The organism is Pseudomonas sp. MF4836, assembly GCF_002018875.1.
In the GTDB taxonomy this organism is placed as follows: Bacteria; Pseudomonadota; Gammaproteobacteria; order Pseudomonadales; family Pseudomonadaceae; genus Aquipseudomonas.
Window position 1 is genome coordinate 445,632 of the sequence record NZ_MVOL01000006.1, and the last position, 12,092, is coordinate 457,723.

Consider the following 12,092-nt stretch of genomic DNA (forward strand, 5'->3'; position numbering starts at 1 on the left):
CCTGTACATGACTGCCGGGCAAGGCGCTTTTCTGGACGCAGCACGAGGTTCCGAAGCGCGGGGGCGCTAGCGGTTTCGGGTTCTGCGGTGAAAGGCGTCAACAGCTTTGATCCGTGGCATCAGGGCTGCCGGGGTATCAAAGTCGCGCGGGGTTCAGTCGCAACCGTGGGTGGCGTGGTGCGGCGAGAAGGTGAAGGCGAACAGCACGCTGCGGCGCCGGCGATTGATCGCGCAGTCGTGTCGGGTGACGGCGAGGATGTCCGTTGGGCTCATTGAGGTAAAAGCGCAAGCGGATAGGGCAGGGACATACATCGGATTGGTCGGGTCGGATTAAAAGAGTCGCACAGCCTACGCCAGGCCCGGAGGGCAAAGCAATTGCGGGTATCGAGAGCACGCTGGTCTACGTGTAATTGCCATCAGAATGCCTTTTCGGTTAAATTGAGATTGGTTCTCAACTGCGTATCATTACCATGTCCTCCGGTGCCTCTCCACCCGAAGCTCCTCAGTCCATCACCAGCCTGTACTGTGACCACCATGGTTGGTTGGTGCGCTGGTTGCGGATGCGCCTGGGATGTTCTCATCAGGCGGCAGACATGGCCCAGGACACCTTTGTGCGGTTGCTGCTCAGTGAACGCAAAGGCCCGGCCACTCCTCTGCTGCAAAAGCCTCGCTACTACCTGGCGACTATCGCACGGCGAGTGATGGTCGACAGTTTCCGCCGTAGAGCGCTGGAGCAGGCTTATCTGCAAGCGCTGGCCCAGCAGCCGGAGGCCTATGCGTTGTCACCTGAAGACAAGCTGCTGATGGTCGAAGCGCTGCATGCGGTAGATGCCATGCTCGACGGCTTGGGGCGCAAGGTGAAACAGGCGTTTCTCCTCTCGCAATTGCAGGGCATGGGCTACAAGGAAATCGCCGCCAAACTGGGGGTATCGGTCAGTTCAATTACCCAGTATGTGGCCAAGGCTTCCGAGCATTGCCTGTTGTTCGCCCTGGAATCCGAGCTGTGACTGCCGACGAAAAACGTCAGGCATTGCGCGCTGCAGCACAATGGTTAGCCCGCCGGTCGGGGGCGCCAGACGATACGGCGCTGCAAGACGCCTGGCGCCGCTGGTGCATGGAAACCCCGACCAACCACTGGGCCTGGCAGCGAGTTGAGCGACTGCAACTGCAATTGGGCAAACTGCCGAGTGCCATGGCGTACGAGGTGCTTGATCACGCGCCTGTCGCGCTGGCGCAGCTGAACCGTCGTTCACTGCTCAAAGGAATCATCGTGATCGGTGGTGTCAGCGGTCTGGGGTGGTCGGGCTACCGGCAGGCACCCCTGTGGATGGCTGATCAGCGCACCGCGATCGGCGAGCGGCGCAGCCTGCAATTGGCCGATGGCACCCGGCTGACCCTCAACACCTCGACCGCTGTGGATATCCAGTTCGACGCCCAAGTGCGCTTGATCAAGCTGCGGGCCGGGGAAATCCAGGTCCAGACCGGCAAAGACCCCCGGCCCTTTATCGTGCGTAGCGCCCAGGGCGATATGCAGGCGTTGGGCACCCGGTTTGACGTGCGGCAGCATGCCGGCACTACCACGTTGAGCGTGTCGGAACATGCGGTGCAGGTCCGCCTGGGTAACGGTCGGACTCAAAGGGTCGACGCCGGGCAGACGATGAGTTTCAGCCGCGACGATTTCGGCCCACTGCAAGCGGCGGCGCTGGGCAGTGACAGTTGGGTGGAGGGCTTGTTGCGGGTTGACGACTGGCCCTTGCAGCGTCTGCTTGGCGAGTTGAGCCGCTATCGTCCGGGCTACCTGGGTTGCTCGGACGACGCAGGCAGCCTGGTCCTGTCGGGTGTGTTCCCGCTGGACAACACCGAGCTGGCCCTGGCCGCCATCGCTCGTGCACTTCCGGTGCAGGTGCTCCAGCGCACCCGCTACTGGACCCGTGTGCTGAAGAAAACCTGATCGGCAAAAAAATCACTCGGGTCTCTGTAGAAAGGCCCGAGTCTGTTCGACCTACTCCTGAACTTATAAAACTCTGCCAAACATTTCAGGAGCTTTCATGTCCCCCCGGCAAATCAACTACCTTGATGATCGCCCCTATCGGGCTCGCAAATCGCCGCTGGCCAAGGCCATTCTCTGCGCAAGCCTGGCCTTGCAGTGCATGCTCCTGACGCCCATGGGCGTCAACGCCGGGCAGGCTCAGCCCAGTACCGAACAGCGAAGCTTCAGGATCCCGGCAGGCCCGGTGGGGGCGGCGATTACCCGCTTCTCCGCAGAGGCCGGGGTGGTGGTGTCGTTCGATGCCAGCTTGGCCGCCGGGCGCAAGACTTCCGGGTTGAATGGCGCCTACAGCATCGAGCAGGGGTTCGCCGTATTGCTCGAAGGCAGCGGTCTGCGGGCACAGAAGATTGATGCAAGAACCTATCTGGTCTCCCGCCTGGAGCCTAACGGAGCATTGGATCTTGGCGCCGTCCGCATCGATGCCCAGGAAATGGAGGGCACGACTGAGGGGACGGGCTCGTACACCACGGGTGTGACCAGCACCGCGACCAAACTGAACCTTTCACTGCGCGAAACGCCGCAGTCGGTCAGCGTTATGACCCGCCAGCGCATCGACGACCAGAACTTGCGCAGTATCGGGCAGGTGCTGGAACAGACGCCCGGAATCAACGTGCAAAGCCCGGGCAGTGACCGGCTGTATGTTTTCTCCCGGGGTCTGGCCATTGATAACTATCAATATGACGGCATGCCCACCACGTCCTTTGCCTTCACCCAGGCCTTGCCGCAATCGCTGTCCGACATGGCGATCTATGACCGGGTCGAGGTGCTGCGCGGGGCTTCAGGGTTGCTGTCCGGGGCTGGTGATCCTTCCGGCACAATCAATCTGATTCGCAAAAAACCGACCTCGACGTTTCAGGGGTACATCAGTGCCGGCATGGGCTCCTGGAACCTGTATCGCAGCGAAGTGGATGTGTCCGGCCCGCTCACCGAGAACGGTGCTTTGCGCGGGCGTGCAGTGGCGGCCTATCAGCAGGGCAACAGTTTTACCGATCATCTGCAGCAGGAAAAAACCATCCTCTATGCAGTGATGGAAGCTGATGTGAGCGACAGCACGCTGCTGACCCTGGGTGTCGAGTACCTCGACAATGACCCGCGTGGGTTCTCCACCACCGGGTTGCCGTTGCTCGACAGCAAGGGCAATCGCCTGCACACCTCGCGCAGCGATAACCCTGCCAGCCGCGACAGCAGCAATCGCCAGGAATCGGTGAACACCTTCGCCTCGATCGAGCACAAGCTGGCGTATGACTGGACCTTGAAAGTCTCCGCCAACGCCATGTATGGCACCCGGGATTACGACTCGATCATCGTCGGTACCACCACCGGTTTCGTTAACGCGCAGACCGGCAGCGGCCTGAGCTACACCGCAACCAAGGGTGACAACACCCAGGAACAAAAAGGCCTGGATATCATGTTCTCGGGCCCGTTCCAGTTCATGGGGCGCGAGCATGAGTTGGTGTTTGGCTTCAACTTCCAGGACTACGAAAACCGCCGCAACGGCTTTGGCAACCTGCTGGCCAATGGCACCAGCAACAACGGCGTCAGTGGCAAACCGGTGAATATCTACAGCTGGGACAACTATGCGCCCCGCGCTGCCTACAATTTCAACCGCGAAGACGACAACATCGACCAATGGCAGAATGGCGCCTACCTGGCGACTCGTCTCAAGCCCACCGATGAGCTATCGCTGATCTTCGGGGCACGGGTAAGCAACTACCGCTACGATGCCTCGCTGCACTACAACGTGGCCAACATGGTGGCCTATAACACCGACGATACATTGCGGGTCAACGGTGAGGTCACGCCCTATGCCGGCGTGGTTTACGACCTGACTCCCAACCACTCGGTCTATGCCAGCTACACCAGCATCTTCAAGCCGCAGCCGTACCGCACCAGCGCGGGAAAGATGCTGGATCCCCGGGAAGGCAACAACTACGAGATCGGCCTCAAAAGTGATTACTACGACGGTCGGCTGAACACATCCATCGCGTTGTTCGAAGTTGATCTGGAGAATGATGCCGTGGCCGATGGCATGGTCGCTGGCAGCGATACATTGACGGCCTATGTGGCGAAAAAGACCAGGACCCGGGGCGTCGATCTGGAAGCCAGCGGCGAGCTGCTACCGGACTGGAACCTGGCTGCCAGTTACAGCCACAGCGTGGTCAAGGACGATGACCACGAGCGGATCAAAACCACGATCCCTGCCGATCTGCTGAAAATCTGGACCACCTACCGCCTGCCCGGCGAGTTGGATCGCCTGACCATAGGCGGGGGTGTGAACTGGCAAAGCGGGATCCACATGACGATCGATAGCGGGCGCCTGCCTGCCCCGACACAGGTCAAGCAGGGCGACTACGCTACCGTGAACCTGATGACCCGCTATCAACTGACGCCCCAGTGGTCGGCCACTGCCACGGTCAACAACCTGTTTGACAAGAAGTACATCAGTTCCCTGGATAGCAACTTCTACAGCGGTTCATACGGCGAGCCGCGCAACTTGATGGTGAGCACCAAATACAGCTTCTAAGCCGGTAGCCGCTTCGTGGGCGAGGGGTAACCTCCCTCGTCTGCGATGGCCCGTGACCGGTTTGGGCTCATTCAGCGCAACGCTGTTTAAAACGGCGAGCAACCAGCGCCAGGCCAAAACGAAAAAACCCGCCAGAAGGCGGGTTTTTTGGTGGTTTCAGAGCTTTTGAAAGCCTTCTCCGCAACCTTGTATGGCTCCACGACCTGGACTCGAACCAGGGACCCAGTGATTAACAGTCACTTGCTCTACCAACTGAGCTATCGCGGAATGCGCCGTATCTTACTGATTGGAAAAGAGAAGTCAAGCGCGAGAAGCGATTTTGTCGGTGCTGGGGGGGTCAACCGTCGCGCGCGCGGCGGTTAAGGGTCAATCGGCAGTTGGCGGTTACCAGAACGGCGGTAGCGGTCTACCATGGCGCCCCGGAAGTGGTTTCACGCGCTGCCGGCCTCAAGCCGCAAAGGTACGCTTTATGACCCGCTTCATGGTTTCACCCGTTGCACCTGCCATTTTCTGCGCCCTGTGGGAGGTGTTCGCATGAGCATCGACCAGATCAGCCTGCCCAAGGGCGTAGGTCCACAGGCCAGCAAGTTGTGGGACGCCATTACCCAGGCCGGCACCGCCGAGGATCTGAATCGCGCCGGGGGCAAGGCCGAGGGTTTTGTCCTGGGCCTGGAAAGCGCCAAGGCGATCAAGAGCCAGGTTGCCGAATCCTTGTATGTCGCCTTTGACGACGCTGCCAGCCAGCGTGCCGCCGAGCTGGCTGGCTGAGTTTCTCAGCCGCCGAAGGTGAGGGTGCCCAGCATGAACTTGGCGGCCAGTGTGGTCGCAGCCAATTGCACCAGCCACAGCGCCAGGCCGCCGAGAAACACCCCCAGGGCAACTTGCAGTACCAGGCTTTTTTCACGCTTTTGCTGGCGTGGGATGAAATGGTCAAGCTCGTCGCGGTCTGCCCGCAGGTCATCGTTTTTCATAGGCATTCTCGACAGGGAAGAGGAGGCGGATCGTGGTAGAAGCCGGCTTCTACAGGTGAGCGTAGTGTGGACTAAAAAGGGGAAGCCGATTGGCTTCCCCTTTTTTGTGTTGCCGGGTTGGACTCAGATCACCTGCACGATGGCCTTGGTCACGGCTTCGATGTTGTTCTGGTTCAGCGCGGCGACGCAGATGCGGCCGGTGTCCAGGGCATAGATGCCGAACTCGCTGCGCAGACGCGTCACTTGTTCAACGGTCAGGCCGGAGTAGGAGAACATGCCGCGCTGGCGACCGACGAAGCTGAAGTCGCGCTGCGGCGCGGCCTTGGCCAGCATGTCGACCATTTGCATGCGCATGCCACGAATGCGCAGGCGCATTTCTGCCAGTTCCTGCTCCCACTGGGCGCGCAGTTCCGGGCTGTTGAGGACCGCGGCGACGATGCTGGCGCCGTGGGTCGGCGGATTGGAGTAGTTGGTGCGGATCACGCGTTTGACTTGCGACAGTACGCGGGCACTTTCTTCCTTCGACTCGCTGACGATCGACAGCGCGCCAACACGTTCGCCATACAGCGAGAACGATTTGGAGAACGAGCTGGAAACAAAAAAGTTCAGGCCCGATTCGGCGAACAGGCGCACGGCGGCGGCGTCTTCGTCGATGCCATCGCCAAAGCCCTGGTAGGCCATGTCGAGGAACGGCACCAGGTTTTTCGCCTTGACCACTTCCAGCACGTCTTTCCAGTCGGCCGGGCTCAGGTCGACGCCGGTCGGGTTATGGCAGCAGGCGTGCAGCACCACGATGGACTGGGCGGGCAGGGCGTTGAGGTCTTCCAGCAGGCCGGCACGGTTAACGTCGTGGGTGGCGGCGTCGTAGTAGCGGTAGTTCTGCACCGGGAAACCGGCGGTTTCGAACAGCGCGCGGTGGTTTTCCCAGCTTGGGTCGCTGATGGCGACTACGGCATTGGGCAGCAGCTGCTTGAGGAAGTCAGCGCCGATTTTCAGGGCACCCGTGCCACCAACGGCCTGGGTAGTGATGACTCGACCAGCGCTGATCAGCGGCGAATCGTTACCGAACAGCAGTTTTTGCACGGCTTGGTCGTAGGCAGCAATACCGTCGATCGGCAGGTAGCCCCGGGAAGCGTGTTGGGCTACGCGAATCGTCTCGGCTTCGACAACGGCGCGCAGGAGTGGAATTCGCCCCTCCTCGTTGCAGTAAACACCGACCCCAAGGTTGACCTTGTTGGTACGGGTGTCAGCGTTGAATGCTTCGTTGAGGCCCAGGATTGGATCGCGTGGTGCCATTTCGACAGCGGAGAACAGGCTCATTTTTACGGCGGCTCTGAATGGAGTGTGGAGGGACGTGTCGCGCTCCAGCCGAATGCACTAGAGCGGTGCACAAACGGGGAGCTAGTATAGAGGCCATCACTGCGGGCGGCGACAGGCGATTGAGCTTTTGCCGCAAGTTTTTCGGTTTATTTTTCGACCGTTAGTCTTATTGCAACGTCAAAGGCGTTAAGGGGTGTATGACCTTTGCCTTGAAAGCGGTGGTATTTGCCACCACATCTAGGACAATCCCCGTTTCCCCGGCGACAGTCGTCGTTCGCGGTCTTTCTCATTCCTGCCTGGCCACCCCCCGGCCCAGGAGTGAATCCAGAGGTATGTTATGTCCGACTTCCAGCTAGTCACCCGCTTCGAGCCCGCCGGCGATCAGCCGGAAGCCATTCGCTTGATGGTCGAGGGCATCGAGGCCGGGCTGGCGCACCAGACGCTGCTGGGTGTGACCGGCTCGGGCAAGACCTTCAGCATTGCCAACGTGATTGCCCAGATCAACCGCCCAACCCTGGTGCTGGCACCGAACAAGACCCTGGCCGCGCAGCTGTATGGCGAGTTCAAGGCGTTCTTCCCGAATAACGCGGTGGAGTACTTCGTTTCCTATTACGACTACTACCAGCCCGAAGCCTATGTACCGTCGTCCGACACCTTTATCGAGAAAGACGCCTCGATCAACGACCACATCGAGCAGATGCGCCTGTCCGCGACCAAGGCGCTGCTGGAGCGCAAGGACGCGATCATCGTCACCACCGTGTCCTGTATCTACGGCCTGGGGAGTCCGGAAACCTACCTGAAAATGGTCCTGCACGTGGACCGCGGCGACAAACTCGACCAGCGCGCCCTGCTGCGCCGCCTGGCCGACCTGCAATACACCCGCAATGACATGGACTTCGCCCGTGCGACCTTTCGTGTGCGCGGCGATGTGATCGACATCTACCCGGCGGAATCCGACCTGGAAGCGATCCGCATCGAACTGTTCGATGACGAGGTCGAGAGCCTGTCTGCCTTCGACCCGCTGACCGGTGAGGTCATTCGCAAACTGCCGCGCTTCACCTTCTACCCCAAGAGCCACTACGTGACGCCGCGGGAAACCCTGCTCGACGCCATCGAGGGGATCAAGGTCGAGTTGCAGGAGCGCCTGGAGTACCTGCGCTCCAACAACAAGCTGGTGGAAGCCCAGCGTCTTGAGCAGCGCACCCGTTTCGACCTGGAGATGATCCTCGAGCTGGGTTACTGCAACGGCATCGAAAACTATTCGCGCTACCTCTCGGGCCGCCCCTCGGGTGCAGCGCCGCCGACCTTGTATGACTACCTGCCGGCCGATGCCTTGCTGGTCATCGATGAGTCCCACGTCAGCGTGCCCCAGGTCGGCGCGATGTATAAGGGCGACCGTTCGCGCAAGGAAACCCTTGTGGAGTACGGCTTCCGTCTGCCGTCGGCGCTGGACAACCGGCCAATGCGCTTTGACGAGTGGGAAAGCGTCAGCCCGCAAACCATCTTTGTCTCGGCCACCCCGGGCAACTATGAGGCCGAACATGCCGGCCGCGTGATCGAGCAGTTGGTACGGCCCACCGGTCTGGTGGACCCGCAGATTGAAATTCGCCCGGCCCTGACCCAGGTCGACGACCTGCTGTCGGAGATCACCAAACGCGTGGCCCTGGAGGAGCGCGTGCTGGTTACCACTCTGACCAAGCGTATGTCCGAGGATTTGACCGACTACCTGGCCGACCACGGCGTCAGAGTGCGTTACCTGCACTCGGATATCGACACCGTGGAGCGGGTCGAGATCATCCGCGATCTGCGCCTGGGCACCTTTGATGTGCTGGTGGGGATCAACCTGCTGCGTGAGGGCCTGGACATGCCCGAGGTATCGCTGGTGGCGATTCTGGATGCGGACAAGGAGGGTTTTCTGCGCTCCGAGCGCTCGCTGATCCAGACCATCGGCCGCGCCGCGCGCAACCTTAATGGCCGGGCGATTCTCTATGCCGACCGGATCACCGGTTCCATGGAGCGGGCGATTGGCGAAACCGATCGTCGCCGGGAAAAGCAGATCGCCTTCAACCTGGCCAATGGCATTACCCCCAAGGGCGTGTTCAAGGATGTCGCCGACATCATGGAAGGCGCCACCGTGCCAGGTTCGCGCAGCAAGAAGCGCAAGGGCATGGCCAAGGCGGCCGAGGAAAACGCCAAGTACGAAAACGAACTGCGTTCGCCGAGCGAGATCACCAAGCGCATCCGCCAGCTGGAAGAGAAGATGTACCAGTTGGCCCGCGACCTGGAGTTCGAGGCCGCCGCGCAGATGCGCGATGAAATCGGCAAGCTGCGTGAGCGTCTGCTCGCCGTTTGATTGGTTGTGGGGCAGGGCTCCCGTGGCAAGGGAGCGTGCTCGCGCCAGGCTGCAGTGCAGTCCTGTCTAGTGCGCTTCCCCCGCCTTCACGCCCGCCGGCAAGGCCTTGGTCAGCAACACCGCGAGCATACTGATGCCCAGGGCAATCCCGACAAAATGAAAGGCGTCGTTGTAGGCCATGATCTGCGCCTGCTGGTGGGTGATTTCGCTGAGTTTGCCCAGCGCTGCGTTGTCACTGCCGAACTTCTCGGCCAGGCTCGCCAGGCGCTCGGCCACTTGCGGGTTGCTCGGGACAATGGCTTCGCGCAGGTAGTCGAAGTAGGTCTTGGTTCGCGCATCCAGCAGGGTGGCCAGCAGGGCAATCCCGATCGCGCCGCCCAGGTTGCGCAGGATATTGAACAGGCTCGACGCCGACCCTGCGTCCTGTGGCTGTATGTAGGCGGTGGCAATCAGCGAGATGGTGACCATGATCAGCGGCTGGCCCAGGGCGCGGATGATCTGGATCTGGTTGAACTGCGGCCCGGCGAAGTCCGGGTTCAGCACCCCGGAGGAGAAACTCGCCAGGCCGAACAGGCCGAAGCCCAGGGTGCATAGCCATTTCGGCGAAATGTACTTCATCAGCTTGGGCACCAGCGGAATCAGGAACAGCTGGGGAATGCCCATCCACATGATCACCTGGCCGATCTGCAGGGCGTTGTAATTCTGAATCTGCGCCAGGTACAGCGGCAGCAGGTAAATCGAGCCATAGAGACCGACCCCCATTCCCAGGCTGGAAATGCTTGCCAGGCCGAAATTGCGATTGCGCAGGATGCCGAGGTTGATCAGCGGGTTGGGCTTGGACACCTGGACGATGACAAAGGTGATCAGGCTGAGCAGCGCGATGCTGCCCAGAGCCACGATCAGGTTTGATTCGAGCCAGTCCTTGCGGTGGCCTTCCTCGAGAAACACCTGCAGGCATCCCAGACCCACCCCCAGGGTGAAAATGCCGGTGTAGTCGGTGCTTTTCAGCAGTTCCCAGTGCGCGGCTTTCTTCTCCAGGCCATACAGCAGGCCGGCGATCATGATCAGGCCCGGCGGGATGTTGATATAGAAGATGTACTCCCAGCCCCAGTTTTCCGTGAGCCAGCCGCCGATGGTGGGGCCGATGGAGGGGGCGAAGGTGGCAGTCATGGCGAACATCGCCATGCCTTTGGCGCGGTGATGTTCGGGGAGCTTGATCAGGGTCAGGGTGAACGCCAGCGGGATCAGCGCGCCACCAGTAAAACCCTGCAGGGCGCGGAACACGATCATGCTCTCCAGGCTCCAGGCCATGGAGCACAGCAGCGACGCCAGGAGGAACCCCACCGAGACCCAGACCGCCAGCCGGCGTGCCGACAACAGCTGCACCAGCCAGGCGGTGAGGGGGATCATGATGATCTCCGCCACCAGGTAGGAAGTGGAAATCCACGAGCCTTCCTCCAGGGTGGCGGACAGCGCGCCCTGGATGTCCTTGAGCGAAGAGTTGGTGATCTGGATGTCGAGCACCGCCATAAAGGCGCCGAGCATCACGCTCATGACGGCAATCCAGTCGCGCCGGGTCGGTTCGCCGACCGGGCGCAGCAGTTGGTCACCGGCCATCGACAGGGTCTTTGATATTCACATTGACGGTGACCGACATGCCCGGGCGGATCTTGCCGTGCAGCGGGTTGTCGGCGGCGAAGGTCAGCTTCACCGGAATGCGTTGCACCACCTTGGTGAAGTTGCCGGTGGCGTTGTCCGGTGGCAGCAGGCTGAACTGCGCGCCGGAGGCGGCGAACAGACTCTCGACCCGGCCCTCGATCGGTGTGTCGCTGTAGGCGTCGAAAATCAGCTCGGCTTTCTGCCCAGGCTGCATATGGCCGATCTGGGTTTCCTTGAAGTTGGCCTGAATCCAGATGTCCTGGTCCGGGACGATCGACAGCAGGTAGGCGCCGGCCTGGACGAACTGGCCGTTGCGGGCGGCGCGCTGGCCGATCAGGCCGCTGATCGGGGCGTGGATTTCGCTCCGGGTCAGGTTCAGTTCGGCCTGGGCCAGGTCGGTGCGGGCGTTGGCGATCTGCGCGTCGAGGCGCTTGATCTCGGCGTTCAGCGCATTGACCTGCTGGCGCTGGCCTTGCAGGTCGGCCTGGGCCTTGGCCACTTGCGAACGGGCAATATGGCTGTCGGCGGAGAGGGTGGTGACCCGCTCTTCCGAGACGTACCCGGGCTTGCGCAAGGTCTGTGCGCGGGACAGGTCGATTTGCGAGCGGCCCAGGCTGGCCTGGCTCGACTCGACCTGGGCTTCACCGGCGGCGATCAGGCTGGCTTGCTGGGTCAGTTTGCTCATGGCTTGCAGGCGCTCGGCTTCGCGAGTGGCCAGCGCGGCATTGGCGCGGTCGACGGCGAGGTGGAAGTCATCGCCTTCGAGGCGGACCAGTAATTGGCCTTTTTCCACGTGCTGGTTGTCCTGCACCAGCACCTGCTCGATACGTGCCCCCAATTGGCTGGAGACGCGGGTGATCTCGCCCTGGACGTAGGCGTTATCGGTGCTCTCATAAAAGCGCCCCTTGAACCACCAATGGGCGAAAAAGCCGAGGACGATGATCACGACCAGAAACAGGAAAACAAACAGGCGACGCTTGAGTTGGGCAGGCATGGGCAGGCTGGATTCAAAAAGTGTAAGGAGATATATCCGTGGGCGAATTTGGCATATAGCCACCTAGGGGTAAATGCCACAGCAAGATAATCGCCGTTGCAACGGGGCTACAGTGGTTTGTAGGCGCAACCTTGGCTTAAATGCCCTCCTGACTGGAGCCGGGTCGGCATCGCCTGTTACCATTCGCCCCCTGTTTGATCTCCGCTTTTATATCCTTTCCG

Annotated in this window: 9 protein-coding genes and 1 tRNA gene; 5 read left to right on the forward strand and 5 right to left on the reverse strand. The window is 61.0% G+C overall.

Going from position 1 to position 12,092, the window contains the following annotated elements; genetic code table 11:
* Window positions 1-470: 470 nt before the first annotated feature.
* From MF4836_RS17160 to MF4836_RS17170, 3 genes are all read left to right on the forward strand, one after another.
* Window positions 471-1,007, forward strand: coding sequence for a sigma-70 family RNA polymerase sigma factor (locus tag MF4836_RS17160; protein ID WP_078471250.1), 537 nt, complete (start codon window positions 471-473; stop codon window positions 1,005-1,007).
* Window positions 1,004-1,951, forward strand: a complete 948-nt coding sequence (locus MF4836_RS17165) for a FecR domain-containing protein (protein WP_078471251.1) — start codon at window positions 1,004-1,006, stop codon at window positions 1,949-1,951. Before MF4836_RS17160 ends, MF4836_RS17165 begins: the two co-directional genes overlap by 4 nt.
* A 97-nt stretch (window positions 1,952-2,048) precedes the next feature.
* Window positions 2,049-4,574 carry a TonB-dependent siderophore receptor gene (locus MF4836_RS17170; RefSeq protein ID WP_078471252.1) on the forward strand — a complete coding sequence of 842 codons (2,526 nt, stop codon included), beginning with the start codon at window positions 2,049-2,051 and terminating at the stop codon, window positions 4,572-4,574.
* Between the two features lie 191 nt (window positions 4,575-4,765).
* Here the strand turns inward: MF4836_RS17170 and MF4836_RS17175 are convergent.
* Window positions 4,766-4,841, reverse strand: a tRNA-Asn gene (locus MF4836_RS17175).
* Window positions 4,842-5,108: 267 nt separating this feature from the next.
* On the opposite strand from MF4836_RS17175, the gene MF4836_RS17180 reads away from it, so the two are divergent.
* Window positions 5,109-5,342: a hypothetical protein gene (locus tag MF4836_RS17180; protein ID WP_078471253.1), complete on the forward strand. Its 234-nt coding sequence runs from the start codon at window positions 5,109-5,111 to the stop codon at window positions 5,340-5,342.
* Window positions 5,343-5,347: 5 nt separating this feature from the next.
* Here MF4836_RS17180 and MF4836_RS17185 read toward each other — a convergent pair whose 3' ends face one another.
* Complete coding sequence (locus tag MF4836_RS17185; protein WP_078471254.1) at window positions 5,348-5,545, reverse strand: hypothetical protein; 198 nt, start codon at window positions 5,543-5,545, stop codon at window positions 5,348-5,350.
* Between the two features lie 123 nt (window positions 5,546-5,668).
* Window positions 5,669-6,865, reverse strand: coding sequence for an amino acid aminotransferase (locus MF4836_RS17190; RefSeq protein WP_078471255.1), 1,197 nt, complete (start codon window positions 6,863-6,865; stop codon window positions 5,669-5,671).
* Window positions 6,866-7,202: 337 nt separating this feature from the next.
* On the opposite strand from MF4836_RS17190, the gene uvrB reads away from it, so the two are divergent.
* Complete coding sequence (gene uvrB, locus MF4836_RS17195) at window positions 7,203-9,218, forward strand: excinuclease ABC subunit UvrB (protein WP_078471256.1); 2,016 nt, start codon at window positions 7,203-7,205, stop codon at window positions 9,216-9,218.
* Window positions 9,219-9,284: 66 nt separating this feature from the next.
* On the opposite strand, the gene MF4836_RS17200 is transcribed toward uvrB, so the two are convergent.
* Both MF4836_RS17200 and MF4836_RS17205 read right to left on the reverse strand, forming a co-directional pair.
* Window positions 9,285-10,835 carry an MDR family MFS transporter gene (locus MF4836_RS17200; protein WP_078471257.1) on the reverse strand — a complete coding sequence of 517 codons (1,551 nt, stop codon included), beginning with the start codon at window positions 10,833-10,835 and terminating at the stop codon, window positions 9,285-9,287.
* A complete protein-coding gene (locus tag MF4836_RS17205; RefSeq protein WP_078471258.1) occupies window positions 10,825-11,871 on the reverse strand; it encodes an HlyD family secretion protein in 1,047 nt (348 codons plus the stop codon). The genes MF4836_RS17200 and MF4836_RS17205 overlap by 11 nt, the downstream gene beginning before the upstream one ends.
* Window positions 11,872-12,092 lie beyond the last annotated feature (221 nt).

Excerpts from the sequence above, each read along its gene's own strand:
- MF4836_RS17205 (WP_078471258.1), bottom strand. The coding sequence starts at position 11,871 with ATGCCTGCCCAACTCAAGCGTCGCCTGTTTGTTTTCCTGTTTCTGGTC.
- MF4836_RS17200 (WP_078471257.1), bottom strand. The coding sequence starts at position 10,835 with ATGGCCGGTGACCAACTGCTGCGCCCGGTCGGCGAACCGACCCGGCGC.
- MF4836_RS17170 (WP_078471252.1), top strand. The coding sequence starts at position 2,049 with ATGTCCCCCCGGCAAATCAACTACCTTGATGATCGCCCCTATCGGGCT.
- MF4836_RS17160 (WP_078471250.1), top strand. The coding sequence starts at position 471 with ATGTCCTCCGGTGCCTCTCCACCCGAAGCTCCTCAGTCCATCACCAGC.
- MF4836_RS17180 (WP_078471253.1), top strand. The coding sequence starts at position 5,109 with ATGAGCATCGACCAGATCAGCCTGCCCAAGGGCGTAGGTCCACAGGCC.
- uvrB (WP_078471256.1), top strand. The coding sequence starts at position 7,203 with ATGTCCGACTTCCAGCTAGTCACCCGCTTCGAGCCCGCCGGCGATCAG.
- MF4836_RS17185 (WP_078471254.1), bottom strand. The coding sequence starts at position 5,545 with ATGAAAAACGATGACCTGCGGGCAGACCGCGACGAGCTTGACCATTTC.
- MF4836_RS17190 (WP_078471255.1), bottom strand. The coding sequence starts at position 6,865 with ATGAGCCTGTTCTCCGCTGTCGAAATGGCACCACGCGATCCAATCCTG.